Origin of the sequence: Pedobacter sp. WC2423 (assembly GCF_040822065.1) — a bacterium.
Taxonomy (GTDB): Bacteria; Bacteroidota; Bacteroidia; order Sphingobacteriales; family Sphingobacteriaceae; genus Pedobacter.
Map to the genome: position 1 here is coordinate 1,564,775 of NZ_CP162005.1, position 24,806 is coordinate 1,589,580.

Below are 24,806 nucleotides of genomic sequence, written 5' to 3' on the forward strand. Positions count from 1 at the left end.
GGTACAAGTTTATCCTGCTGGATCTCCACATATTTGTATCACAGCTAACGTAACAATTAAACTATAAGTATCATGAAATTATTAGAAAAAACACAGCTTGGAAAGCTAACCTTAAAGAATAAAATGGCCATGTCTGCCATGACCAGAAGCCGTGCAGACCTCAACGGCGTAGTGGGCGATATGACCGTTCAATATTATACGCAAAGAGCTAGTGCGGGGCTGATATTTACCGAAGCCATCCGGATAAGTGAAGAGGCAACAGGCAGCCCGCTTACTCCCGGCATTTACACCAATGAGCAGATCGAAGCCTGGAAAAAAGTCACCAAATCTGTGCACGACCATGGAGGTGTTATTATCGCACAGCTCTGGCATACAGGCCGTGCAGGGCACTCAATTGACAGGAACGGTAAATTACCGCTTGCCCCCTCTCCATTGCCTGTTCAGGGAATGCAGCATTTCACTTCACAGGGATTGAAAGATTACGAAACACCCCAGGAAATCACTGTTGCCGAAATCGGCCAAACCATTAAGGATTATGGGCTGGCTGCCAAAAATGCAATCGAAGCAGGTTTTGACGGCATAGAACTTCATGCCGCGAATGGCTATTTGCCAAGCCAGTTTCTGGCCGAGAGCTCTAATCAGCGGACAGATGGATATGGGGGCAATATTCCCAACAAGGCCCGTTTTGTGCTGGAAGTAATGCAGGAATTAATCACTGCAGTTGGAGGCAATAAAGTAGGGATTAAAATTTCACCTTTCCATCCGTATGGCAATATGATACTGGATGATCCTGCCGGCACCTACACCTACTTGATTCAAGAGCTGAACAAATTAGATTTTGCCTATGTAGAACTGATGAAGCGCAACCCATACTTCCCTTCACCTTCGCATTATCCAGAAGATGATGAAATCGAATTGTTCGGAAAGATGATAAAACAAACAGTGATCGCAAACTCAGGCTATGACAAAGCTTCTGCCGAAGCAGAACTTCAAAAAGGCATAGCAAAGATAATCTCATTTGGTACGCTGTTTTTAGCAAATCCGGATCTGCCAAAACGATTTGAACAGGATGCAGCACTTAACGAACCCGACAGGGCAACCATGTTTGGAGGCGAAGCGCAAGGTTATATTGACTATCCACTCTTAAATGATTAATTGTAATGATTTAAGAGTGGAAGAACTGTGCAAATTTCACTAAAAGCTGGTTTTCTGCCTTTTAGTGAAATTAACACAGTTTTTTCTGCATAGTCCCAACCTGGTTTATGATAAGTTAAAAATCAGGAAGCCTGAATATTTTCTCTTTTACAGCTATCCCTGTAACCACGTAAACTTACCCCTTTATGTCTTTTGAAAAACTTATTGATATGGCTTTCGTCGGCAAATCCAAATTCATCGGCTATTTCATGAACTCTTTTATCGCTGAAACGTAATCGATGTTCCATCAGCCGGATCCGGTAGGAAGAGATATACTGTTGTATGGATTCATTGCATTGCTTTCGATAATAACTCCCCAGATAGGTGTCAGATAATCCGAATTTCTGAGCAATTACAGTTATTTTAAGCAGTTCAGGCTGACGTATATTTTCCTGAATGTAATCGATTATTTGTAGTATCCGGGTATCTGTATTTGGTGAGATAGACTCAGGTTTGATAACCGAAATGTTTCGGGCAGCAATCACAATGATCGCATTGACTAAATGACGCATTAAATCTTCGCCATATACAGATTTCTGTTCCACTGTGTGCCGTAAATTCTGCATCAAATTACTAACAATGAGTTTATCCGCCTCATTACCTAAAATAGAACCCGAAAAATGAGAGGCATAATACAACAGACATTCAATATGGTCAATACTTTGCCAGCTATAACTTTTTACATAAGATGGCGCAAAGCGCACGACCATAAACTCACATACCTGATGCAGATCAAATGAGTGGTAATCATTAGGCGTAATTAAAAAAAGATCTCCGGTTTTAAAAGGAAGCAGATTGCCATTGATTCCATGCATTCCTTTTCCAGATAATACGTAAACAAATTCAAAAAAATTGAATTGCTGGTCCCGTAAAGGACAGCAGTCTATCTTTTCGTAATATACCTCTAATGAATTATGGATATTCTCTCTTGCCATAACGCAAAGATACCCAAATACACTTGAAATGTACCTGTATTCTGTTTGTATTTCAGTCTACTTTTGCTAAATAAATATTTAAATAGATGAAAGCAATCGTATGGACAATTTAGCTATGGAAAATACCCTTAAAAATATAGATCCGGCGCTTTGGAAAGCTATTTCTAAAAGCCCCTATCATCAAATAGATTACGAAAACCTGTTATCGGACAGCCCTGCTGAAATCAGGAAAGAGGAAATGAATTTATCAATAAAAGAAGAGCCTCTTGCTATTCCGGAACAATTGGATGTGGAGAATATATTCATTCCGTCTTCTGATAAATCCAGAACGATCCGGCTGAGAATATACAGACCAAAAGGAAAACAACATTTATCTGTATTGTTATATTTTCATGGTGGTGCATTTATATACGGTACTCCCGAACAATATGATTTGATGTGCTTTCGGTTAGCATTAGCTGTTGATTTGATAATTATTTCGGTAGATTACCGATTAGCTCCGGAACATCCATTTCCAGCAGGCATGGAAGACGGTTATGCTGCATTGCTATGGTTGTCTGCCTATGCAGATCAAATAGGTGGAAACAAAGCTCATATCCTGATTGGCGGAAGCAGTGCCGGGGCAACAATTGCAGCATCTATTACACAGCTGGCAAGAGACCGGAAGGAAGTGAAAATCCGGCACCAGTACTTGCTATACCCTCCAATGAGCCAGCTTTTGCAAACAGCATCTATGAATAATCTGGCAAATGCCCCAATGCAAACCAAAAAGGCTGCAGAGTGGATGTGGAAACATTATTTACAACATCAAATAACCCAGCCGCCAAAATATGCAGTTCCGTTATTAGCAGAGGATTTCAGTGACCTCCCCAACGCAACCATCATTGTTTGTGAGCTAGATCCGCTAAAAGATGAAGGAAAAATATATGCGCAGCACTTACAGCAAGCAGATGTTTCGGTTGACCTGCTGGAAATAAAAGGAGCTGTACATGCTTTCGATTTTTTTTCCTGTTCCTTATCCGATAATTTTTATGCACAACAAATTGAATTATTCAAACAAATTTTAAATCAACAGGAATGAAAAAAATATTAGTGATCAATGGACATCCGAATAAAGAAAGTTTTAACGCTGTCATTGCACAGTCCTATATAAAATCTGCATTAGAAGCCGGTTCAGAAGTGCGGTATATTGAAATTGGAGCGCTGGATTTCAATCCCAATCTGCAGTTTGGTTATCATCAAAGAATGGAGCTGGAACCGGATTTGGTAAAAGCATTGGCAGATATCCAATGGAGCGAACACCAGGTATGGATACATCCTTTATGGTGGCTTGGTATGCCAGCAATTATGAAAGGATTTTTCGACAGGGCGTTTCTTCCAGGCATCACTTTTAAAAGTAATAAAGAAGGGGCTACGGAGGGATTGTTGCAGGGCAGGACAGGAAGAATTATTACAACAGCAGGAGATTTATCCCTTGATATTTATGAGGACATTTATGCGTCAAGCGGACTTGTCCAACTAAAAAGAGGAATCCTGGAATACTGCGGCATATCTTCTATTCAGGATAGTTTTATCGGGCCTCTTTACGAATTAAATGAGCATGATAGAAGAAAATGGATAGTCCAGATAGAAAAATTTGCCATAGCTGACTCTGTATAGAGAAACTTATTATGTTTTCGATTGCCGAAAAGTGTATAATTGAAAAATAACCAGCCGACCTTTCTTTTGCTTCTTTCTAATGCAGATGATGCGGATTGAAAAGTAATTAATCTCTAGAATTTTTAACACTATTTTGATTTTCGAACCAAGTTTCAATCACAGCTAGATCACGAAAACCTCAATACAAATTTAGGTTTTTGCGTTAAAAAACATGTAAGTATCCAATGCATCTAAATCATATCAGCATGTACTGTATTGTGATCTTACGATAAATCCAGTGAAATATAAAATCATATCTCTTTCCAATTCCGACCTATTCTATGAAACCACTTCTTTCTATAAAATAAATCCTGTTCATGTGTTAGATGATACTTTAGTTCAGCATTTTGCCCAATCAGAGTTTTACTAACCAAATGGAAAACTATAGCAGATCTAACCAACAAATGTTTTAAATTTAATACTCTTAAAGTGTCTGCATAATCCAAGTCAGCAGCATAAAACTTAAAATTAGGATCAAGCTGGCCTATAAACTTCAGTACATCGCGTTTAAAAAATAAACATGCTCCCTGCACTTCAATCGCCACACGATACCCAAGCCATGCTTCTTTTACAGGCAGGATATCTTTTTCCTCAGGATAACGTGGACACATTGGTGAGGCACTATACACTTCAGGAAACTGTGCAAATGCCCTAAGAATTTCAGAAGCCCATTCTTTTTGAAACAACAAGTCATTATTACATAGACAAATGTATGAGGAAGAAGTAAGGTTGATTCCGATATTCAAATATCTATGAAAATTAAATTCCTCTTCAGGATATATTGTAGTTGTGTGTTCATATTGGAATGGTGCTATATCTTTTTGTGATTCAATTATGATTATATTAAATCTAATTTTGTCAGTATCCTCAGAATCAATAAGAGATTGAACGGCATTTATTGTCATATTCTTTAATTCTTCTGTTTGAGCATAGCTCAGAATTAAGATATCTACTTCTACAAAAGTATTCATATGATTATCCATTAAGTTTTGTTTAGGCAAATTAAATACACTTCACAGGTACTTTTCTACAAGGTAGAAATAATATAAAGAATAAAAATGAGAATAGATCTTTTGGGTAATTTGTCCCAATAAACTCTATCGATTTATTTTAAAAAATACAGCGTAAGAAAAATTAGATTTATATCTAATCATCAATATTTTTTAGTCTAACCAATAACGTACATTCCAGAAAAAACAATCCCAAATATCAAACAATGATGAAATTATGTTTTTAATTCGAAATTCTAGAATTTGAAATTTCAGGCTGGTCATTGTCTTTTCATAATCATAATTGAATTATAAAGGCAAAAAGACAATTTTCAATCCAATATTTTAAACTAACTTACAAAGTTAATGTATCAATTATCTGGATGCAGTGCAGCATTAATTTAGTAAAAATAAGTTATAAAAATGACTCTCAATATTTCACGATAGACATTGAAAAGAACTTTTTTTTGATAAAATGACATTTAAATTGATATAATACATTATCTTAATCAGTATTCAGTTCAAAATATCAGCTGTTACCTCCCTCAAAAATGGTACTACCTCATATTCAAACCACGGATTTTTCTTTTGCCAGATTTTATTTCTTGGTGACGGGTGTACAATTGGTAAAAATAAAGGCAGGTAATTTCTAAAATTTCTTACTCTTTCTGTAAGCGTAGTATGCTTAATATCTTTCAAATAATAGTTTTGGGCATACTGGCCGATAAGTATGATCAATCTGATAGCTTTCATCTCAGCAAGTAATGGCTGATGCCATCTGGGTGCACATTCAGGACGAGGAGGAAGATCACCAGAATTACCTTTACCAGGATAACAAAAGCCCATTGGAACTAAAGCAAACATTTTATCATCGTAAAACTGCTCCTTACTCACCCCTAACCATCTTCTTAATTCATTTCCACTCTGATCATCCCACGGAATACCACTATGCTGAACTTTTTGTCCAGGGGCCTGCCCGATGATAAGGATTTTGGATTCAGCACCAGCCTGCACAACAGGCCTTGGAAAATTAGGTAATTGCCCCTTACAGATAATACAGGATCGGATCTCTTTTAAAAGTTCTTCCAATGGTTTAAGATTAAAGAACAAAAATAATAAGAATATACCAAGGTTTGATGACATCAATCTTTATATTATTTTAGCGTAATGGAACCCATTTCCCTGACCAGATCACAAGCCCGTAAAATTATCCTTAACGCTGCCGGCCTTGCCAGAAAAGCACAATTTGGAGAAGGAATAGAGGCCGTTTACCGGGTAATTGACCATTTGGGTTTTGTACAACTGGATACAAATTACGTTGTAGAACGTGCGCATCACCACGTCATGGCCGCACGTATACCAGACTATCAAACAGAATGGCTGGCTGAACTTTGCGAAGATGGGCGCATATTTGAGTACTTCACTTCGGATGCAGGTTTTCTCCCTGATCGCGACTTTAGATATTCATTGCCCGTTAAAGAAGCATTTGCAACTCATGGGAAACCTCTAACCCCGGCAGAAACCCGGATAATGAAAGCAGCAATGGACCGGGTGGAACGTGAAGGGCCTCTGATGGTGAGCGATTTCGATGATGACAGACTAGAGGCAAGTACCGGCTGGTGGGACTGGCGACCAGCTAAAGTAGCACTCGAACGCCTGTATCTGGAGGGGCAGCTCATGATCAGCCGCACCAAAACCTTCCAGAAAGTATACAATCTGCCACTCAACCTGGTATCTCCGGAAACAGACCTGACTATGCCAGCAGAAAAAGAATTTGCCAGGTACATTATCCGTCGTACACTTGGCGCACTGGGTATAGCCTATGTTAAAGAGTTAACATGGCGGGCAAGGCGGGTGAAAGGAAATAGGGTAAAAACTGAACTGGAGCAAATGGTTGCAGACGGTGAGGTACAAATAGTCAGCGTTAACGGACTAAAAAGCGCGCCGCTGTATATGCTATCAGATCAGCATCTGAATATTGAACTAGCTGGAGATGTATTCATCCTATCCCCTTTTGATATCCTTAACGTCTTTCGTCACCGCTTAAAGGACTTCTTTGATTTCGATTATCAGATTGAATGTTTTGTACCCGCCGCTAAACGCAAATATGGTTATTTCTCATTGCCAGTACTTGCTGGTGATATTTTTATTGCACGGATGGATGCAAAAGCCGACCGCAAACAAAAAACACTGATCATTCATAATCTGCATTTTGAACCAATTGATCTCGATCAAAACACTATTAAAAAATTTATCGGGGCATTAAAAGCCTTCGTGTTATTCAACCAATGCAGGAATATTATATTCAGGAAATCCAATAATGAAACTTACCTGGAAGCTATAAATAAAGGTTTTTCACTTTATTAAGCGATTTTTCCGGTGATTTTTATTCTCTATTCAACCTTTCCAATAGTAAAGATGAAAAACTCCTGACCCCTACTCTTATACATTCTTCATCTACTTCAAAACCCGGTGCATGATTCATTGCAATCATTCCTTTTTCAAAATTGGAACCTCCAAGAAAAAAATAAACACCAGGTACTTTTTGCTGGAAATAGGCAAAATCATCGTTAAAAAATGGCATTTGACCATAATCAGTAGAAACTGCCTCTTCTCCATAAATATTTCTAATGGTTTTTATGGCCTTGTTCGTTAATCTCTCCGCATTGATAACAGTTGGATTTTCTTGTATAAATGAAACAGAAACCAACTGATTTTTATAATGGCTATCTTCAATTACCTGCTTAATCCCAGGAATAATAGTATTCAGTTTAGCTGGATTTGTCTCATATAAATAGGCTTCCATAAAAAATTGATCATTTTTAGAATAGGTGGTAAAATTCCGGTCCATGACCAGGTAATCCTTAAAAATTGTATTAGGATTCATCAATCCGAGTTTCGGGTCAATGGCAGATTGTATTTCCCAGGGCTTACTTCCGCTACTTGCACGGGATAAAAAGTTATAGATTTTTTTAGTCAATTCCTTTGCTTCAACGGCTGGCAACTCATTTTTCAGTTTGATCCTGACTCTTTTCTGATAGGCAAACATTTCATTCGGCTTAACTATTATTTGTCCGGCCGGAAATGCAGACACATGCAATCCATAAATTTCATCAGGGCTTATTTTAGCAAGTAACCCTTTGTCAATCATACCTTTTGCACCGGCAAACGTTTCTTCCTCAGGTTGAAAAATAAAATATACTGTTCCATTCAAAGCTTCCTTATTTTTCACCAGGACTTCAGCTATACCTAATGCAATTGCCAGATGTATATCGTGACCGCAACCATGTCCAATACCTTCTTTTCTGGACTTGAAAGCCACCTTGTCAGGATAATCAGAAGCCAGAGCATCCATCTCAGACCGCCACGCTATTTTCTTTCCACCTTTTCCTCCTTTTAAAATCCCAACGATACCGTAACCATAAGTATTCGTATCAACTTCAAGTCCTAAATTAAGCAGATATTGTTTGATAACTTTTCGGGTGTTTACTTCATGACCTGCCAGCTCTGGATCTTGATGAAAATTTCTCCTGATTTCAACCAATCTATTAAAAATCTTATCAGTTTCCAGTTTAACAGCTCCATGAATTAAGGTTTCTTTTGCATCCTTTAATGGCCTCTCCTGTTGCGCTGATAAAAAAGAAATTGAAAAAATGAAGCAGATCAGGACTAATATAAGTTGTTTCATAAAAAAGCTAATTGATTTTAAATCAGCAGTTATTAGAATATCAACCAGATTAATTGTTACAATTTTATTAAAGTTTGAGTGATCCGGAATTTTAATTTAAGAAATACTATGTTTTGATCAGTTCATATAAATGCATTGATCAGGATAATTATTTTTACGTTTATAAATTGAATCAGTTTGATTCCGAATGCTTATGTTTACACCGATTCGCTAATAAAAACAACCTGGACGACGATTTTAATGACGGATACGATCAGACAAAAATTGCTTGAAATAGAGCAATCAGAAAATATAAAAATATGTTATGCCTGTGAATCAGGTAGCAGAGCCTGGGGATTTCCTTCACCAGATAGTGATTTCGATGTTCGTTTTATTTATACAAGGCCACTTAAACAATATCTAAGTATTATAGAATTGCCGGATACTGTTGGCCTTCCGGTTAATGAGATCCTGGATATTGGTGGATGGGATCTGAAAAAATCTTTAAAACTGTTCTTAAAATCAAACGCCCCTTTATATGAGTGGCTGCAATCCCCTATCGTATATTACCAAAGCGAAACATTTTTAAATGAGTTCCAGCAATTGATGCCTCAATATTTTTCATTACGTGCTGGTGGTAATCATTACCTATCGATGGCATATAATACCCTTAGAGATGATCTGCAGCAAGAACAAGTAAAATTAAAACGCTATTTCTATGCATTGCGCCCTGCGCTGGCTTGTTTGTGGATTATAGAAAAACAAACACTGCCACCAATGGAATTTGAAAAACTCCGGGTATTGATCACAGACAATGCTATTCAAAAAAGCATTGATGAATTGATGGATATAAAATTGAAAGCTGATGAAAAAAAAATGATTGCACCTGTGCATTTGCTTAATGACTGGCTGACAGTTCTGCTTGAATATTGTAAAGAGCAGGTACCGCTGTTACCATCGTTATTTCAAAAGCCTGATGAGTTGGATAACCTTTTCAGAAAATATGCAAAATGATAACTTTTGAGCAATTAAAAAAGCAAAATGAATTAATCCTGCTTGATTGTATAAGTGGCAGTATCGCTTATAATCTTAACATTGCAGGTTCAGATATTGATAAAAAGGGAATATTTATTATGCCCAGAAATCAGCTATATGGTTTTGAACAGCAACAGCAGATTTCAAATAGTACCAATGATGAGGTATACTATGAGATCGGTCGTTTTCTGGAGCTCATCGTCAAGAATAATCCTGGTCTGCTTGAATTATTAAGTACGCCTAAAGAATCTATATTATACCGTCACCCATTAATGGACTTAATCAAGCCAGAAGATTTTCTTTCGAAGCTTTGTATGGACACCTTTGCAGGGTATGCGCAGACACAAATCAAGAAAGCACGCGGCCTGAATAAAAAGATCAACAGACCATTGGATGCTAAAAGAAAAACGGTACTGGATTTTTGTTTCGTCATGCAAAGTAATGGAACCATACCACTCAAGGAATGGTTACAGATTAATAACTTTTCACAACAACAATGCGGCCTTGTCAACCTGAATCATTTTAAGAATGTCTATTTATTATATCACCAGAATCAACTGGAAACAGGAAAACTAAATGGTATAATTTCCAGTCCCGATGCCAATGAAGTGCTATTAAGTTCCGTACCAAAATCAATAACAAACATCGCAGTAATTCATTTCAATAAAGATAATTATTCAATTTATTGCCGTGAGTATAAAGAATACAGAGAATGGGAAAATAATAGAAATGATCTGCGGTATCAGGAAACTTTGACGCACGGCAAAAACTACGACTCCAAAAATATGATGCATACTTTTCGTTTATTAAATATGGCTGAAGAGATTGCATTATATGGACGAATAATTGTCAGGCGTGAGGATCGCAATTTTCTGCTGAGCATCCGCAATGGTGAATTTCAATTCGATACACTAATGTCGATGATTGATGAAAAAATGGAATTGATCAAAGAATTGTACGAAAAGTCTTCCTTACCAGAAAGACCGGACATTAAAAAGGCAGAGTCAATTTTGCTACAGATAAGAGAAGCATATTATTAAATTTCAATCAGATCCTGCCACTGATCTCGGAAATATTGTAATTTATCCATGGAAGAGTAAAAAATATACTTTATGTCTGGACTCCAGCCCCGTCAAGACCAAGGGCAGGATTTATGAGGTATTTATAGTCTTTAAAGATGTCATGAGCGATGATGTTTCAAAATTAAAACCTACTCTTCGGCAAGTTCCTTCACTTTTTGTAACGCCAAAGGCCAGGTTTTATTCATATAATCGACATATTCACTAATCATGTCCATATTTACGCGCCATAAAGTCTGGTGATCATTCACTAATTCCAGCGTATAATTCTCTAAAGCATCTCCCCACTCTCCGCCCTGGTAAGTGGTTGGGTCTTCCACGCCATCTTTTACTTCTCCAAGGTGATGAATGGATAAAAACTTACCGGGAATGCTTTCCACGATCTCTGAAACCATACCATTACCTTTACCATCCAGAAAAAGTGCCTTACTCCCCTTTTTCCAATCCGTTTTTACCGTTGAACCAGCAGCAAAAGGAGCAGTCCATAAGTTATACGTATCTTTTCCAATAATCACCTCCCAAACTTTCTCAGGCAGGGCATTAATCGTAATACTAAATTCCATCTTTTCCATAACTTTTTTCTTTTCCTAAAGTTAGCACGTCAGTTTAATAGTTATAAGGGGCAATAACGCCATTATCAGGAGCAATTTGCGACAAATGCAAAAACCCCTGCTAACATCATATTAACAGGGGTTCATTTTGATTTTCCCGTACGCAGTAAAAAGTCTATCTTAATTTGCGTTTTTCTTCAGCCATTCCAATCTTCGCTGATCAGCCAATTGTTTAACCGAAAAACCTTCAAATTTAGCATTGAAACCATTTCCATCAGGACTGGCTGCCATAAATCCAACCATTACAGGTTTATTATCCTGCAAATAAGCATTGCGTAACATCACGTAAGTTTTATCATCATAAGAATAAAATATTTCAACTGCATCCAATCTTCTTACTGCTTTTATCCATACAAAATCAGGTGTTTTATCCAATGTAGTTACACTCCAATCGCTTGTTTTATGTGTCACTACGGTGCTTAGATTGTATTTGCCATCTACAAATTCGATTCCTGCTTTGATATAATTCTCATGATCTGTACGTAACATTAAACCCATCTGATCGAAACGCACTTTATAATTTCCGGTGATCTTCACTTTCACTTCAAATTCGCCACCATAGGTACTGTAATAAAAGGGAGCATCATCAACAGTGAAGCCATAATGTGAAATTCTCCAGTAATCACTTTGAGGGGTCACAAACATGGTCAGTGCATTGTTTTTGATCTCCCATTTTTGCGGTTCATTAAACCACTGCATTTTTTCTAAAGTCTGAGCAAATCCTGTTTGCGCGATTACGAATGTAATGATGCATAAAATAATTTTTTTCATTTCTAGTTTTGAGTTAATAACCATACGTTATATTTACCTGCAAATGTAAAATCCAGTAAACGGCTCTCCAATGCTGATTAATAACCATATTTAAATGAATATTCTCAATACCCTGAATGAAAAATTATTAAAACAACCTTTTGGAGAGGAACTAAATAAACCGGCAAATCTTGCTCAATACCAGTATATGGCGTTCATGTATTCACAAATAGAAAATTCGCTTGCTGTATTAAGTGATATGGAGGCTAATAAAAGTTATATCTATAATGGAAGGGTAGCGAAAGAACTGGGCTTTAATGAAAACACTCATGCTAAAGAAATAAATTCCATCTGGGAAGAAGATATTTTCAACAAGATTCATCCGGATGATCTTGTTGAAAAACACCTCTTAGAACTTCAGTTTTTCAACTTATTAAAAAACCTGCCTATTGCTGAAAGATCTGATTACCAAGTGAAGAGCAAAATCCGGATGCGCAACAAAGAGGAGAATTACAGCACTATAGAACATCGGATGTTTTATGTATGCAGCTCCTCAAATGGTAGTCTGTGGTTAGCACTTTGCCTTTATAATCTTTCTCACGATGAAGTTCCAGCAGGCACAACAGCTGGTGTAATCCTCAATTCTGCTACTGGTGTTACATTTAAACCTGATCAAAAAGAGTATAATAAAATACTATCCGTTCGTGAAAGAGAGATATTAAAGCTGATCAGAAAAGGTAAGATGAGCAAGGAACTTGCCGATCTGTTATCTATCAGCGTGAATACAGTCAACAGACATCGTCAGAATATATTAGAGAAATTACGGGTAAGTAACTCGCTGGAAGCATGCCGCATTGCAGAAAGAATGAACCTGATCTGATGGTTGAAAAGGCATTAAATTAATTATGAGGGCTAAATTACCATTTACCTTTCAAAACCCTTACCTTGCAAGGCTCTATTAAAAACCGGAGCTAATAAAAAAAAGATGGCACAGCAAAAGATTCACGTATGGGCAGGGACCACAGATAAGACGGAAGAGCAGTTTGATAAATATTTTGATCAGTCTAAATTCATCAAAGACAATTCAGACCTTAATCAGCGCAGTCAGTTTGGTAAAGACCTGAACCTGGAAAAGGCTTATGATGACAACTGGATTACCGTTTACCATAGCAGAAAAAGAATCAGCATACAGAGTGCTATTGAAGAACTGCCAATTTGGGACGACCAGTTAGAAGTTGCAATTTACCAGGCTGGCATAAAAAAAGGAGTTCCATTAGTTAATGCGATCATTAGTTACGCAGATGACCAGCTGACTATAGAAAAACCATTGAATAGCTATAATAACCTGGTTTATCTGGGCAGTTTTACCAATCCTTCTTAAGTTCAGGCAGGCTGCGGCATGAAAAATTTAATGGCCGCGGTTACCTTTTCCTGCTGCACAGCTGGTTCATCATCGCTTAAATAATCCCACTTTTAATGGCAAAACCAACGAGTGCAATCGCATTTGGCATATTGCTTTTTTGCTGCATGCTTCTGCGGTGATTAATCACCGTATGTTCACTGACAAATAACTTATCCGCAATCATCTTACTGCTTAAACCTTCAGCCATCCACAATAAAACTTCTTTTTCACGTTTGGAAAAAATCTGGTCCTCTTTATTTAAATAGTAAACTTTCTTACAAATGACTTTACTTTCCTTTGCGCTGTCTGTGTCCACTCGCTCAACGGTTTGCACAACAGGACTATAATCCCCCAAATCGTTAATTTTAATCAGGATGCCCATACTATAAACAGGATTTCGCTCTTCGTCTGAAATAAAACAGTTACGTTGCAAAAAGTGTTCGTATTGACCGTACCTGTTTTTGATTACAGATTGATAAGAGAATATATGATTTTTGTGATCTTCGGGTGCTATTTCCTCTAAAATCTGCAAACGGTCTGGAAAAACATAGTCGATTTAGCTTTTAAATGATTAATTTAAAAAAAATTGATACGCACTATATCTTCTTTCTCAATTAATGCATACGAGTTCTATTGCCCCTGTTCAACTTTCCGGCCCTGATCATCTCAGGGCATTAGCGATTACCTTAGTTTTCTTTTATCATTATCAGAATTTCGGGCATCCGGATTGGCCGGAAGAGATTATTGGACTGGGATGGATGGGTGTCGATTTGTTTTTTGTGCTCAGTGGTTTTTTGATTGCCGGGCAAATTTTCAGGGCAATCAGTAAAGGAAGAAATTTCTCCTTAAAGGAGTTTTTTATCAAACGGGTTTTCAGAATCATCCCGGCTTACCTGGTTGTATTGATTCTGTATATAGCTATGCCTATTGTACGGGAAAGAGAACATCTTGCCCCAATCTGGCAATACCTTACTTTTACTTTAAATCTGGATCTTGATCTTAGCAAAACTGGCACCTTTACGCATGCCTGGTCGTTATGTATAGAAGAACAATTCTATTTAATATTGCCGCTGATCGTATTGCTGATCAATTACTTTAAGCTTGGCAAAAAGTCTGTATATATTTTTGCAGGACTCTTTATCTTAGGGTTCGCACTCAGATTATGGAGCTGGGATCAGCTGGTTGAACCGCATTTGACAAGCGAATATTTTTGGGTTTTATGGTATAAATATATATACTATCCAACTTATAACCGATTGGACGGCCTGTTAACAGGGGTTGGAATTGCAGCGATATTTACTTTTTATCCGCTGGTTTATCAAAGAATAAACGAATATGCAAACTGGTTGCTCCTGTTCGGTGTGCTGTTGCTCTTGAGTGCTTGTTTTCTCTGCATTGATCCCCATAGCTTTAACAGTTCTATTTTTGGCTTTCCTCTTATAGCGCTGGCTTTCGGTGCTATTGTAGCTTCAGCTGTCTGCCCAAAATGTATACTTTATACTTTTAAATCAAAATTTACTTTTCACCTGGCAACGTTATCTTATTCCATTTATCTGATTCATAAGATCATGATCTATATGACTCAAAATTTACTGGCACAGGCAGGACTTCAAAAAGAGAGTAATCTGATGCTGATTTTTTGTATTGCTACCAGCTTGTCAGGTGCTGTTATCCTGAGATACTGCGTTGAGCTGCCATTTCTCAGCATAAAAGATAAAATATTGAATCATCCTGATCACTGTAAAATATAGTATTTTTAACTTATGTTATCTTACTCGCTGCTCGATACGTTGAAAACAACACTGCAAAAAAGCAAAGTCGAAAAACTGGCTATGATTGCAGCAGAGCAAAACTTTTCGGTACAAGAAATCATCGATTTAACTTTTCATCAGGAGGAACAAATCGCTTTCAGAGCTGCCTGGGTTTTAGAAAATATATTTTCTTCGTACCCGGAAAGGTTTTTACCCCATGTGAGCTATTTTCTGGTCAGGTTTCCTGCGCAGAACAATCTTTCTGCGCGCAGACATTACAGTAAAATTCTGGCTTTAATGACCAAAAAGAATGCATCAGCTGCTTTAAAAGAGATCCTGACCAACTCTAATACCGAACCTCTGGTGAATACCGTTTTCAGTTGGTTGATTGACGAGAAAGTACCTGTGGCTATCAAATCACACAGTCTGAATATTTTGGCTAATCTCCATACCAGGCATAGCTGGATTAAAGAAGAGCTTATTCAGACCATGGATTTTTTGGTTGATAAAGAAAGTACAGGTTTTTATGCAAAAGTAAAACAGATCAGAAAACAGCTCAAATAATTCTGTTCTTTACACTTAGTTATTTCACAGATAATGAGCTAAAATTAACTGTTTTAGGAGAAACATTGATACAGCGATCAGATCTGCTGCCCGGTGGGAGAAGATAATGGTACGGCATTAAAAAATTAATAAAATCAGGGGAATGATTTCTCCTCCATCTTAAAAAATCCGGATAGTTACCGGGCTAATTTCATTTTTAAGGCGAGAATGTGTTTGCACAAACCTCTTTCATTTTGATGTGCAGTAAACCAATTGCAGGTACATTGAAAAACACCCTGTTTTCCCAAAACGGTATGTACTACACCTGAGCTTCCTTTTACTTCCGCTTTTAGGGTATCCTGATCTTGCACTAAAATCTCAACATCCCCCTGATTAATCAGCTTAAGGGCATTTTGCATTCTTGGATTCAGGCTTTTAAGCCGGGATAATTTAAAAGGTAATTTTCTATAAAAATAAGAGTTGGTGTATAAATCATAACCTAATAAGCCAATACTTGAAAGTGAGGCCTGTAAAGTATCCATCGTCTTAAATTGGAGATCATTTGTTATAGAAATCAGTGTGGGCTGAAAAATTTCATTCGTTTTGAATTGATGATTGATATGGGTGATCAATTCTTCAGAAACTTCAGTGGCCAGATTTTCAAGGTTCTTCCCTTCTCCCGAAAAGCCTCTGTACAAACCATCAGATAATAAGAATAACATACGAATATCTTTAAAATCCAAAGTAACTGCGGTGCTTTGCTGATCCTGGCTTTGGTAAAAAGAAACGTCATCAGCAAACATCAATAAGTTTTCGATCAGATTCAGCCTGTGTATACCTCCAATCCTGACACTACCGGGCTTTTGCAACGTAGAAAATTGATAAGTATGACCGGACTTTAAAAGAAAATAATCTGCTTTAACTGGTGTTTTTGGTAAACCTCTGAACAGTTGTATCGCCTGGATCCTGTTCAGTTTAAAAATCAAACTCATCTGAGCTAAATAAACCTGCACATTTCCCAATCCTTTGATCCACCGATCCGGCAAACTTACCTTTTGCTCTGTGGTTGCCGTATGTTCAGTCACGACCTGCATTTCTCCTGATCCTACGGCAATCAGCAGTTTTTCATTTCTCCCAACTGAATTAAAGGCTCTTATAGTTGCATCATTAAAATCTACATTGGTACAGCCTGATTCAATAAATTCCCCATCTATTCCTTCTTTGAGTATATCTATCCTTGCGTATACACTATTGCAGGAAGAAAATGCTTCAAAATGTAACTGCTCATTCCCTACAGAAACAATAGGATCTCTAAGACTTATCCTCTGATCAGGGGTAATTGAAAAATGCGCGTGAACAGTTTTTGCCAGTGTACTTAAACATTTCGAGGCAATAAATGAATTGATAATATTTCCATAAAAAAAACAGGGTACCTGATTATCTTTCTCTACTTCTGAACAGTGAGAAAAGATAAAAGATTTATCAATTCCTTTAGTAGTTATGGTAGAAGCACTTTTATAGTGATATTCAAATTCCCTGATCATTTGCTTTTCAATTTTGCTAAAGTATCAGTATCAATTTCCCGATGAAGAGATTTTGACCAGTCTTTATAATAAGCAATTATTTTCTTGCTGTTTACAGGTAGCTGATCAGCATCAAAATGCTGAAGACAGCTTTCTAAGATGAGCAGCTGAAATTCTTTAATTTTGATGGAGTCCACCGGCTTATCAAAGTATTCTATCAGCCTGTTGACGGGAGAGAAATTCAATGCAATCAATTTTCCGATTATTCCAGCCAAAAGAGTTAAATCCTGCTTTTTGTCTAAAATTGAAAACTGAATGTACTCCACAGCTAAATCTCTGGAAATCTTCTTCTCAAATAATAAACAGACTGCAATATATAGCCACCCGCTATTATAAATTCTTAACTGATGATTCAGTAAAAATTGGAGTGGATACAAGCAATCTTCCAGTTCTGCGACTTCATTTCCGCTTGAAGTATCAGGAATATACCTGCATAACAAAGCTTCCGGATATTGGGGTGTCAAACTCATCTGGTAAGGAATCTCTTCTCTGTAACCTGTTTTAAATGGAGCCAGGTTATAAAAAAACGGTGGATAGGTTATAGTTCTCTTTTTATAAAACCAGGCACCATTCCAGTTATCGGCTAATGCTAAACGGTACCAGGTAGCATATTCATTTTTATCAATCTCAACACTAAAATCAAGATGGAAAGGTGCGCAAACTGTTGGATAGTCTTTAGCACTGGTACTTGCGAATACATTAAAAGCGGACGACGGATGTTTTATCCTTGCAATCTGCGTCCAAAGCGGCAGTAAGTCTTCAGTTGGTTCAGGCCGGTCAGCAATGCCCAGTGCATAATGAATTGCAGCCGCATAATTGCCTTTTAATGTTTTGGCTAAGTTGATACTTTCTTCGTCCGTTAAAGAATAAAGTAACCTGTTACAGGCTACAATCAGATCTTCAGGTTCTGCTTCTGCTTTTTGAGCTTCATATTGGAGCAAGCGGTCAACAAGGGTTTTCGGATGAATATAAAATGGCGCATGTGTAGGTGTAGACAGCAATGGTAATTTAGTATTGGAAGCTAAACGACCGGAAGTTAAATTATTGGAGGCTAGTTTCTGACACATCCACAAGCATTTATGTTTCAGGAATGGTAAAACTTCACTTTCCTGGTTAGGAATTGTCTTCTTATTGATCCAGTAATCCATAAATTCAGTAAAATAAGTCATGACCTCATTTCCCCAGAACTTATTAAAAAGTTGTTTACTATATGGTTTCAGCTGTTTTTCGAAATCTGAAGGAATTATATCCTGTAACTGATTTAATCCTTCAAAAAACAGATCTATGTCTAAAGCTGATTTTGTTCTGATACAGGCACCCACCTGAAACAGCAGCTCTTCCCAGGTTGACGGGATATTTACCGGAACAAGTAATATCTCTTTTTCAGGATCAGGATTGTCAGTTTCTGATGGAAGATTGTCAGTTTCTGAATTAATCTCTGATGATAAGTTATTCAGGCCAAGAATGGTTTTAGGTCCCTCTTTCAGATTATCCAGGTAAGGCATTACTAGTTCCTTTAAAAGTTCTTGATCAGCGTATTTCACCAGCATCAATGCAGTTTTTTCCTGGATTTTAATATCAGGCTGTATCAATAATAAAGCTAGTTGTTCTGTAATCCCTTCCTCTTTGTAATCAGGTCTGGACCATAAATAATCCAATATTTCCAAACTGATCAAAATCGATTTTTCACCTTTCTCTTTTGAAAAAATAACAGGAATATTAGCTATAAATCCAGCTTTATCAAAGTTTTCGGCTTTGTATAGCAAATGAATTTGTTTGACTGCAAAATTGATCAGACTTATGCTGCCTGTATTGAGTATAGAAAATAAGAGATTCTGACAGGTTAAATATTCTTCTGTAGTGGTTTTCAATAGTTCTAATAACCGGATATGCCAATCCAGATGCGGTTTTTTCCAATTGTTCAAAAGTGACTCGATGAGCTGTGGAATGAGCAGCCGGTTAAATACATATCCTCTTTCCAAAAGAAGCTGAAATACTTCTGTCCAGAATTCAGTCACTCTTTTACAGACAGGCCCATTGGGCGTATCCCATTTAGAAGTATCTAAAACCGGAACCTCATATTTATAAAACTGAAGAAAAACCTTTGTCAGTACTTCTGGATTCTGCGCTAAGAAATCAGCATCCTCTTGTGTATTTCTTTTAAACATGGGAATTGTAAATAATGCCCTGACAAAAAACTCTTCTTCAAAAACAAGGAGTCCATGTGTATATAAATCCCATAATATGGTGAAATTGAAATGCTGAAAACGAGCTTTTGAAGCTTCTTTAATCGTTTGATTTAGATAGGTTGGTGGAAATAGCTGATAAAGTTCTAATAAAGGTTCAGCGCCAAAAACACTTGAATTCAAATACTGCCACAATGGATTTTGAACCCAGCCATTTTTATTGCTTTCTGTTAGCTTAAGCTCTTCAATTGTCCTTGTACAAGTAACAAATGCAAAGTTCAAAGTAGTTTCTATTTTTACCCGGTTATCATAAAAATCAGGTTGTATCCCGGCTTTGATCTGATCAGAAGATACACCCATTAAATCAGCATTAATATCTAAAGTATGCAGATAAGTAATCATTTGAACACGTTCCTGCGCATTTAAATTCTTATTGTAATTTAAGATCTCCTGCCAATTCTTATTTTTTATATACTGTTTTATTGCATTCATATTTTATAGTTTAAGCATTGGAATTATTCTTTAACCGCGCCTAAAGCGATTAAGTCATTAAATCCTGCTATATTTTTAAAAGATTTTGCACGTGCCAATGCCGACATCTCTGCAAATTCCGCATTGATATCCGCTCCTTTATCAATCAGGTATTCAAAGATATCCCGTTTCCCCCAGCCTCCCAGATAAGCCAGCGCATTCACAGGCACTTCTGCCCCATGCTCAACCAGATATTTGATCAATGGCACATTTTCAGTATCGAAAGCACGTGCCAGAATAGTTTGATTTGTATAAAAACCAATCTGCCAATGCTCTTCAATGTATCCTCTGTTAATGTTTGCACCCAATGTTACAGCCTGCTGGATTTTCTCCAAATTGTTTGCTGTCACGCCATCATTCAGAAGATTCTGGAGAGCTATATTCTTATTTAAAGGAAAGACAATGTCTTCCCATCTCAATTGTTGTTTAGTTATCAATATTTCATTCAGCTGATCTTTAATTTTAACTTCAGTTTTATACACCGGCATTAAAGTATAGATTGTGATGATTTCCTCTTCATCATTCCAGTCTTCTTGGGGCTTGTGGTTTTCATCCCAATTATAGTTTACCAGCACTAAACCTTCAATTTCTTCATCCCATGAAAGTTTGTTCCATGGCGATTTATTCTTGTCCAGATAAAGACCTTCCATGATCTTAAAGGCCGACTTTTTACGCTCAAGTTTTAGGGTAAGTTCTTTTAACAAGTCAACGATAAAAGTTTCTTCTATAAGTGGAGAAGAAGCGAAACGCCTCAATTCCCATTCTTGCGGTAAACAAAGACACAACTCTATATTTTGAAGTTCAAAATACCCCGTAGTATACACCAATTTCAAACTGGTACCTTTTACTTCACATTGATTGATTGTAATTTCATGCCGGTCACTTAAGGCAATAAATGGCATAGATATTAATTTTCCTGCTGTACTTTCAAAAAATCTGCTGATCGGATCGGTTTCCTTAGCTTCCAGACCGGATAGATATTCTTTACGGCTTATTTTCAGGGATTTATTCATTATCGTTAATTTTTCAAATATCAGTTACAAACATTGCGGAAGATAACCAAATAAATATATTACCGCATAGCTTAGAAACCATATAAATACACATTAATGCATAGGATTAGACTAATAATTTATAAAAATTTTTTATGTTTGCTGTCTAATACAAAAGATATGAAAGATAACACAATAACAGCCCTTTTAGGTTTTTTCTACATTGGAGTATGGGTATTTATTACTTTGGGAGTTTTATATTGTTCATAGTTATATAACATTACTGGCTATAAAACTTATAGCAATACTTGATTATCCCTGCAGATTTTATGTTTGCAGGGATTTTTTTGTTTCTGAAATGTAACATAAATCGTTAATGCTGATCTTATGCTATATATCCCCTGTTCATCAAATCGGATATGACCGGACTTAATTAAACCCCTCTTACGAAATATTAAACCTCTCTTACCAAATGAATTTTAAACAGCTTACAGTAACGCTTTTAATTTCCGGAATGCTGATCCCTGCTTTGTCTAAGGCACAACATACTGATCAACCTGATAGTATTGATCTATTTGTTCAACAAAAAATGCAGCAACAGCATATTCCTGCTTTACAGCTGGCCATAGTCCGTCATGGACAACTGATTAAACAAAAAACTTATGGAACGGCAAATCTGGAAAATTCCATTCCTGCAACAGATGAAAGCATTTTCTCTATCAACTCCATTACCAAAGCCTTTACAGGAGTTGCAGTGATGCAACTGGCCGAAGAAGGAAAACTAAAAATTACCGATCCTGTTTCGCTTTATATAGACAGCCTGCCGGCTTCCTGGCAGAAAATAACTTTACAGCAGGTATTAACCCATACCTCCGGCTTACCAGATATTCTTGACACCAATGAACAGGTATTGGAAAATGCACATGAGAGCCGTGCATGGGAAAAAGTAAAAACATTACCGCTGGAATTTAATGCCGGCGAAAAGTTCAGTTATAACCAGACTGGCTATGTTATTCTTGGAAAAATTATCACGAAACTGAGTGGTGTACATTTTACCAAGTTTATAGAAGAAAGACAGTTTAAAGCGGCCGGAATGCAGTTGACGCGATTTGGCGATTCCTATGATGTGATTCAAAATTCAGCGGGTGCTTATACGATGAAGAAATTTGTGAACGGCCGGATGGTGAGAGGTAAAAGTCCTGGCACTGCTTATATACAGTTTCCGCTGTTTTTCAGAACAGCCGCAGGAATCTTATCGACTTCAAAGGACATGGCACAATGGCTTATCGCCCTGCAAGATGGCAAGCTATTAAAAGATAAGAAAAGTATAGATGCATTATGGACACCGGCAGTATTAAATAATGGAAAAATTGGCGGGTTTGACCAGCTGACCAATGGTTATGCACTTGGATGGCCAACGGTGACCAGAACTGATCACCCTGCGGTTGGCCCGGTTGGTGGTGGCAGATCTGCTTTCTTCGTCTATTTAAAGGATGATCTTTCTATAGTCGTCCTGACTAATTTAATGGGTGCTAATCCGGAAAGATTTATTGATGAGATAGGCGCCTACTATATTCCTGACATGCATGAAACCAATGGTTTTGGTTTATCTCCGGCTATTCAAAAATTAAGGACTGAATTACTGAAAAAAGGTTTCGATAAATCAGTTGCTGTAGTGGCTGAACTCAAAAAGAAAGATCCGGGATTTTCTCCGGGCGAAGATGATCTCAATGGATGGGGATATAAGTTATTAAGCCAGAAAGAAATGGCTAAGGCTTTAGCGATATTTAAATTAAATTCAGTTCTTTACCCGCAAAGTGCAAATGCACATGATAGTCTGGGAGAAATCCTCGAAATCATGGGTGATTATAAAGCAGCTGTATTAAGTTATAAAAAATCATTGGTGCTCAATCCTAAAAACACCAATGCTTCAAATCGTATTCAAGCAATTCAGGCAGTTAAATAATCCAGGGCAGGTTAATCCCTGCCCTATTAGCGTAAAAATAATTACCATCAGCTATACCCGGTAATAATTTCAGCCATACCCAGTAATAATTTCAGCTATACCCAGTAATAATTTGAACTATATCCTGTAATAATTAATATGAAGGTTGTAAAATCTTAGAATAATAAGTAACCGATACAATTATCGTTTAGGTCTTCTAATAACCTGTACTTATCATCTGATAAAAAAATGATTAAAATATCGTCGTCCGGGTTCGCATCAATTTGCCCGTCGGAAACCTTTTCCCGAAGATATCCAGCCTGATCATACAAAATGGATATATTACATTTTTCATAAAAAGGCCTGAGTTCCTTTCCACAAAAACCAATACATTCAATTTTCCGGGTTTGCAAATTACTGACAACTTCCTGAAGCAGCTGTCTGGCATATCCCTGGCGTTTCACTGTAGACACCAAACCCACCAGTTCACAAATATCATATACAGCATGCTTGAGCTCTACTTTAAAATCAAAATTCAGGTGGGTTAAACAACATATATTGCCGTCCTCATTTTTCAGAAGATGAAATTCAGAAAGGGAGAATTTTTCTTTAAATTCTTCTACAGTTAAGCTATCCCACTCCTGCTGCTCCCAGGATTTGATGATGATTGCTATTTCTGAAGCAATGAGCTCATCAGCATTTTTAATTTCATATGGAAGCTTCATTTACTCTTTTAATCCTTTAAGTAATGCATAAACAGCCATTGAATGCCCGTGCCCTAATTCAAACTCTTCTTTTAACCAGCTTACAATCTGCCCGGCTTTAACCTCTGGTTTAAGTTTTCCGTTTTCAGAAAATCCTTTCTGATCTGCAAGTTGTTTCAATTCCTCAGGGCCTTTACCAGTTTTCTTTTTGATAGTATCGAGATATGCTTGAAATGACATCAGCTTAAAGGTTAATTTTTTAATGGCAAATAATGGGTTTGTTGCGACAATATAAGATTTCTGAACTTGCAAAAAAAAGATTTCAAGAGTTTATCTTAAATTAATTATCAACCATATTAACAAATTATTTTTAATTTAAAACAATAATTAACGTGATAATAAATTAAAATAATCGCATATTTGACCGTTTTTATTAGAAGATAAAGATGTTAATATTTGAAAACCTATACCCATGAAAAAAACAATACTACTTAATCTCCTTCTCCTGTTTGGGGTCAGCACTGCATTTGCACAAAAGCAGGATATCAAAGAATTATACTTTGATTATACGCAGTCAAGAATGAATGAAGATCAAAATGCATTAACCGTTGAGAAAGCTAATTCATTATTGGAACGTTCGTCAGAATTGAATGACAAACAAGTTGCCAATGTTAGTTTCCATCTGGCCAGAATCTATGAGTCTATGGGCAAACCAGAAAAAGCAGAGCCTCTTTATGAAAAGGTAACTAAACTGGTTCCGGGTTATTATGTGACCTATACTTCTTTGGGATTTATCAATTTAAAGAAATGTGATACTTTGGGCCGTAAGGTAAGTGAATCCGCAAAGCTTAAAAATGCAGCACTGAATGAAATTGCTTTTAAAGCCTATAAAATTCAGGTACAGAAAACTATTCAATATTTTGAAAAAGCAGAGGCATGCGAAACAGATGAAAGAACTTTAAGTATCCTGACTTCACTTTATAAAAGTATCAAAGACACCACTTCTTTAGCCAGCTTTGCTGAACGTAAAGCACTGCTTGGAAAAGATTGTGTTTCTTTACTGGACGACGAATAGATCAAAACAACTCATTACAAGCCATTTAAAAAAAGTCGTACTTCAATAAAAAAAGTCGTACTATTTTCTGCTCAGAAAAATAGTACGACTTTTTTTTGTCGGTCGGGCATGCGGATTTTCAAACGCAGATTTGTAT

24 protein-coding genes are annotated in these 24,806 nt (G+C 37.0%); 12 read left to right on the forward strand and 12 right to left on the reverse strand.

Annotated features, from left to right (window positions below; translation table 11 throughout):
- Nucleotides 1–72: 72 nt before the first annotated feature.
- Nucleotides 73–1,155 (forward strand): alkene reductase, encoded by a 1,083-nt coding sequence (locus AB3G38_RS06125; RefSeq protein ID WP_367867609.1) that lies wholly within the window; start codon nucleotides 73–75, stop codon nucleotides 1,153–1,155.
- 122 nt (nucleotides 1,156–1,277) lie between these two features.
- Here the strand turns inward: AB3G38_RS06125 and AB3G38_RS06130 are convergent, their stop codons facing one another.
- Nucleotides 1,278–2,129 (reverse strand): AraC family transcriptional regulator, encoded by an 852-nt coding sequence (locus AB3G38_RS06130; protein ID WP_367867610.1) that lies wholly within the window; start codon nucleotides 2,127–2,129, stop codon nucleotides 1,278–1,280.
- 100 nt (nucleotides 2,130–2,229) lie between these two features.
- Between AB3G38_RS06130 and AB3G38_RS06135 the strand changes: the two genes are divergently transcribed.
- Nucleotides 2,230–3,210 (forward strand): alpha/beta hydrolase, encoded by a 981-nt coding sequence (locus tag AB3G38_RS06135; protein ID WP_367867611.1) that lies wholly within the window; start codon nucleotides 2,230–2,232, stop codon nucleotides 3,208–3,210.
- Nucleotides 3,207–3,788 (forward strand): NAD(P)H-dependent oxidoreductase, encoded by a 582-nt coding sequence (locus AB3G38_RS06140; RefSeq protein ID WP_367867612.1) that lies wholly within the window; start codon nucleotides 3,207–3,209, stop codon nucleotides 3,786–3,788. Before AB3G38_RS06135 ends, AB3G38_RS06140 begins: the two co-directional genes overlap by 4 nt.
- Nucleotides 3,789–4,078: 290 nt before the next feature.
- Here the strand turns inward: AB3G38_RS06140 and AB3G38_RS06145 are convergent, their stop codons facing one another.
- Together AB3G38_RS06145 and AB3G38_RS06150 are read right to left on the reverse strand one after the other, a co-directional pair.
- Complete coding sequence (locus AB3G38_RS06145) at nucleotides 4,079–4,810, reverse strand: glycosyltransferase family 2 protein (RefSeq protein WP_367867613.1); 732 nt, start codon at nucleotides 4,808–4,810, stop codon at nucleotides 4,079–4,081.
- A 522-nt stretch (nucleotides 4,811–5,332) separates the two neighbouring features.
- A complete protein-coding gene (locus AB3G38_RS06150) occupies nucleotides 5,333–5,959 on the reverse strand; it encodes a uracil-DNA glycosylase family protein (protein WP_367867614.1) in 627 nt (208 codons plus the stop codon).
- A gap of 24 nt (nucleotides 5,960–5,983) precedes the next feature.
- On the opposite strand from AB3G38_RS06150, the gene AB3G38_RS06155 reads away from it, so the two are divergent.
- On the forward strand, nucleotides 5,984–7,183 hold the full coding sequence (locus AB3G38_RS06155) for a winged helix-turn-helix domain-containing protein (protein ID WP_367867615.1): 1,200 nt from the start codon (nucleotides 5,984–5,986) through the stop codon (nucleotides 7,181–7,183).
- A gap of 19 nt (nucleotides 7,184–7,202) precedes the next feature.
- Here AB3G38_RS06155 and AB3G38_RS06160 read toward each other — a convergent pair whose 3' ends face one another.
- The gene (locus AB3G38_RS06160; protein ID WP_367867616.1) at nucleotides 7,203–8,504 is read right to left on the reverse strand and encodes a M20 family metallopeptidase; all 1,302 of its coding nucleotides are present in this window, start codon (nucleotides 8,502–8,504) and stop codon (nucleotides 7,203–7,205) included.
- Between the two features lie 240 nt (nucleotides 8,505–8,744).
- On the opposite strand from AB3G38_RS06160, the gene AB3G38_RS06165 reads away from it, so the two are divergent.
- Nucleotides 8,745–9,497, forward strand: a complete 753-nt coding sequence (locus AB3G38_RS06165; protein ID WP_367867617.1) for a nucleotidyltransferase domain-containing protein — start codon at nucleotides 8,745–8,747, stop codon at nucleotides 9,495–9,497.
- Nucleotides 9,494–10,558, forward strand: coding sequence for a nucleotidyltransferase domain-containing protein (locus AB3G38_RS06170; protein WP_367867618.1), 1,065 nt, complete (start codon nucleotides 9,494–9,496; stop codon nucleotides 10,556–10,558). Before AB3G38_RS06165 ends, AB3G38_RS06170 begins: the two co-directional genes overlap by 4 nt.
- A gap of 170 nt (nucleotides 10,559–10,728) precedes the next feature.
- On the opposite strand, the gene AB3G38_RS06175 is transcribed toward AB3G38_RS06170, so the two are convergent.
- The gene (locus tag AB3G38_RS06175; RefSeq protein ID WP_367867619.1) at nucleotides 10,729–11,169 is read right to left on the reverse strand and encodes an SRPBCC domain-containing protein; all 441 of its coding nucleotides are present in this window, start codon (nucleotides 11,167–11,169) and stop codon (nucleotides 10,729–10,731) included.
- Nucleotides 11,170–11,328: 159 nt separating this feature from the next.
- Nucleotides 11,329–11,979 (reverse strand): DUF1349 domain-containing protein, encoded by a 651-nt coding sequence (locus AB3G38_RS06180; RefSeq protein ID WP_367867620.1) that lies wholly within the window; start codon nucleotides 11,977–11,979, stop codon nucleotides 11,329–11,331.
- Between the two features lie 94 nt (nucleotides 11,980–12,073).
- Here AB3G38_RS06180 and AB3G38_RS06185 point away from each other — a divergent pair, with 94 nt between their 5' ends.
- A complete protein-coding gene (locus AB3G38_RS06185; RefSeq protein WP_367867621.1) occupies nucleotides 12,074–12,838 on the forward strand; it encodes a response regulator transcription factor in 765 nt (254 codons plus the stop codon).
- Between the two features lie 105 nt (nucleotides 12,839–12,943).
- On the forward strand, nucleotides 12,944–13,339 hold the full coding sequence (locus tag AB3G38_RS06190) for an immunity 22 family protein (RefSeq protein ID WP_367867622.1): 396 nt from the start codon (nucleotides 12,944–12,946) through the stop codon (nucleotides 13,337–13,339).
- 76 nt (nucleotides 13,340–13,415) lie between these two features.
- Here the strand turns inward: AB3G38_RS06190 and AB3G38_RS06195 are convergent, their stop codons facing one another.
- On the reverse strand, nucleotides 13,416–13,892 hold the full coding sequence (locus tag AB3G38_RS06195) for a response regulator transcription factor (protein WP_367867623.1): 477 nt from the start codon (nucleotides 13,890–13,892) through the stop codon (nucleotides 13,416–13,418).
- 85 nt (nucleotides 13,893–13,977) lie between these two features.
- Here AB3G38_RS06195 and AB3G38_RS06200 point away from each other — a divergent pair, with 85 nt between their 5' ends.
- Both AB3G38_RS06200 and AB3G38_RS06205 read left to right on the forward strand, forming a co-directional pair.
- Nucleotides 13,978–15,111: an acyltransferase family protein gene (locus AB3G38_RS06200; RefSeq protein ID WP_367867624.1), complete on the forward strand. Its 1,134-nt coding sequence runs from the start codon at nucleotides 13,978–13,980 to the stop codon at nucleotides 15,109–15,111.
- Nucleotides 15,112–15,123: 12 nt separating this feature from the next.
- Nucleotides 15,124–15,675, forward strand: a complete 552-nt coding sequence (locus AB3G38_RS06205; protein ID WP_367867625.1) for a hypothetical protein — start codon at nucleotides 15,124–15,126, stop codon at nucleotides 15,673–15,675.
- 176 nt (nucleotides 15,676–15,851) lie between these two features.
- Here AB3G38_RS06205 and AB3G38_RS06210 read toward each other — a convergent pair whose 3' ends face one another.
- From AB3G38_RS06210 to AB3G38_RS06220, 3 genes are read right to left on the reverse strand one after another with little or no spacing between them, the layout of a single operon-like run.
- The gene (locus AB3G38_RS06210; RefSeq protein ID WP_367867626.1) at nucleotides 15,852–17,198 is read right to left on the reverse strand and encodes an SWIM zinc finger family protein; all 1,347 of its coding nucleotides are present in this window, start codon (nucleotides 17,196–17,198) and stop codon (nucleotides 15,852–15,854) included.
- On the reverse strand, nucleotides 17,195–19,915 hold the full coding sequence (locus AB3G38_RS06215; RefSeq protein WP_367867627.1) for a DUF6493 family protein: 2,721 nt from the start codon (nucleotides 19,913–19,915) through the stop codon (nucleotides 17,195–17,197). Before AB3G38_RS06215 ends, AB3G38_RS06210 begins: the two co-directional genes overlap by 4 nt.
- Before the next feature lie 23 nt (nucleotides 19,916–19,938).
- The gene (locus AB3G38_RS06220) at nucleotides 19,939–20,967 is read right to left on the reverse strand and encodes a hypothetical protein (protein WP_367867628.1); all 1,029 of its coding nucleotides are present in this window, start codon (nucleotides 20,965–20,967) and stop codon (nucleotides 19,939–19,941) included.
- A gap of 451 nt (nucleotides 20,968–21,418) precedes the next feature.
- Here AB3G38_RS06220 and AB3G38_RS06225 point away from each other — a divergent pair, with 451 nt between their 5' ends.
- Nucleotides 21,419–22,912, forward strand: a complete 1,494-nt coding sequence (locus AB3G38_RS06225; protein ID WP_367867629.1) for a serine hydrolase — start codon at nucleotides 21,419–21,421, stop codon at nucleotides 22,910–22,912.
- Between the two features lie 155 nt (nucleotides 22,913–23,067).
- Here the strand turns inward: AB3G38_RS06225 and AB3G38_RS06230 are convergent, their stop codons facing one another.
- Nucleotides 23,068–23,616 (reverse strand): hypothetical protein, encoded by a 549-nt coding sequence (locus AB3G38_RS06230; protein ID WP_367867630.1) that lies wholly within the window; start codon nucleotides 23,614–23,616, stop codon nucleotides 23,068–23,070.
- The gene (locus tag AB3G38_RS06235; RefSeq protein ID WP_367867631.1) at nucleotides 23,617–23,835 is read right to left on the reverse strand and encodes a DUF4287 domain-containing protein; all 219 of its coding nucleotides are present in this window, start codon (nucleotides 23,833–23,835) and stop codon (nucleotides 23,617–23,619) included.
- Between the two features lie 232 nt (nucleotides 23,836–24,067).
- On the opposite strand from AB3G38_RS06235, the gene AB3G38_RS06240 reads away from it, so the two are divergent.
- Nucleotides 24,068–24,670 (forward strand): tetratricopeptide repeat protein, encoded by a 603-nt coding sequence (locus tag AB3G38_RS06240; RefSeq protein WP_367867632.1) that lies wholly within the window; start codon nucleotides 24,068–24,070, stop codon nucleotides 24,668–24,670.
- Nucleotides 24,671–24,806: the final 136 nt, after the last annotated feature.

Excerpts from the sequence above, each read along its gene's own strand:
- AB3G38_RS06125 (WP_367867609.1), top strand. The coding sequence starts at position 73 with ATGAAATTATTAGAAAAAACACAGCTTGGAAAGCTAACCTTAAAGAAT.
- AB3G38_RS06130 (WP_367867610.1), bottom strand. The coding sequence starts at position 2,129 with ATGGCAAGAGAGAATATCCATAATTCATTAGAGGTATATTACGAAAAG.
- AB3G38_RS06135 (WP_367867611.1), top strand. The coding sequence starts at position 2,230 with ATGGACAATTTAGCTATGGAAAATACCCTTAAAAATATAGATCCGGCG.
- AB3G38_RS06140 (WP_367867612.1), top strand. The coding sequence starts at position 3,207 with ATGAAAAAAATATTAGTGATCAATGGACATCCGAATAAAGAAAGTTTT.
- AB3G38_RS06145 (WP_367867613.1), bottom strand. The coding sequence starts at position 4,810 with ATGGATAATCATATGAATACTTTTGTAGAAGTAGATATCTTAATTCTG.
- AB3G38_RS06150 (WP_367867614.1), bottom strand. The coding sequence starts at position 5,959 with ATGTCATCAAACCTTGGTATATTCTTATTATTTTTGTTCTTTAATCTT.
- AB3G38_RS06155 (WP_367867615.1), top strand. The coding sequence starts at position 5,984 with ATGGAACCCATTTCCCTGACCAGATCACAAGCCCGTAAAATTATCCTT.
- AB3G38_RS06160 (WP_367867616.1), bottom strand. The coding sequence starts at position 8,504 with ATGAAACAACTTATATTAGTCCTGATCTGCTTCATTTTTTCAATTTCT.
- AB3G38_RS06165 (WP_367867617.1), top strand. The coding sequence starts at position 8,745 with ATGACGGATACGATCAGACAAAAATTGCTTGAAATAGAGCAATCAGAA.
- AB3G38_RS06170 (WP_367867618.1), top strand. The coding sequence starts at position 9,494 with ATGATAACTTTTGAGCAATTAAAAAAGCAAAATGAATTAATCCTGCTT.
- AB3G38_RS06175 (WP_367867619.1), bottom strand. The coding sequence starts at position 11,169 with ATGGAAAAGATGGAATTTAGTATTACGATTAATGCCCTGCCTGAGAAA.
- AB3G38_RS06180 (WP_367867620.1), bottom strand. The coding sequence starts at position 11,979 with ATGAAAAAAATTATTTTATGCATCATTACATTCGTAATCGCGCAAACA.
- AB3G38_RS06185 (WP_367867621.1), top strand. The coding sequence starts at position 12,074 with ATGAATATTCTCAATACCCTGAATGAAAAATTATTAAAACAACCTTTT.
- AB3G38_RS06190 (WP_367867622.1), top strand. The coding sequence starts at position 12,944 with ATGGCACAGCAAAAGATTCACGTATGGGCAGGGACCACAGATAAGACG.
- AB3G38_RS06200 (WP_367867624.1), top strand. The coding sequence starts at position 13,978 with ATGCATACGAGTTCTATTGCCCCTGTTCAACTTTCCGGCCCTGATCAT.
- AB3G38_RS06205 (WP_367867625.1), top strand. The coding sequence starts at position 15,124 with ATGTTATCTTACTCGCTGCTCGATACGTTGAAAACAACACTGCAAAAA.
- AB3G38_RS06210 (WP_367867626.1), bottom strand. The coding sequence starts at position 17,198 with ATGATCAGGGAATTTGAATATCACTATAAAAGTGCTTCTACCATAACT.
- AB3G38_RS06215 (WP_367867627.1), bottom strand. The coding sequence starts at position 19,915 with ATGAATGCAATAAAACAGTATATAAAAAATAAGAATTGGCAGGAGATC.
- AB3G38_RS06220 (WP_367867628.1), bottom strand. The coding sequence starts at position 20,967 with ATGAATAAATCCCTGAAAATAAGCCGTAAAGAATATCTATCCGGTCTG.
- AB3G38_RS06225 (WP_367867629.1), top strand. The coding sequence starts at position 21,419 with ATGAATTTTAAACAGCTTACAGTAACGCTTTTAATTTCCGGAATGCTG.
- AB3G38_RS06230 (WP_367867630.1), bottom strand. The coding sequence starts at position 23,616 with ATGAAGCTTCCATATGAAATTAAAAATGCTGATGAGCTCATTGCTTCA.
- AB3G38_RS06235 (WP_367867631.1), bottom strand. The coding sequence starts at position 23,835 with ATGTCATTTCAAGCATATCTCGATACTATCAAAAAGAAAACTGGTAAA.
- AB3G38_RS06240 (WP_367867632.1), top strand. The coding sequence starts at position 24,068 with ATGAAAAAAACAATACTACTTAATCTCCTTCTCCTGTTTGGGGTCAGC.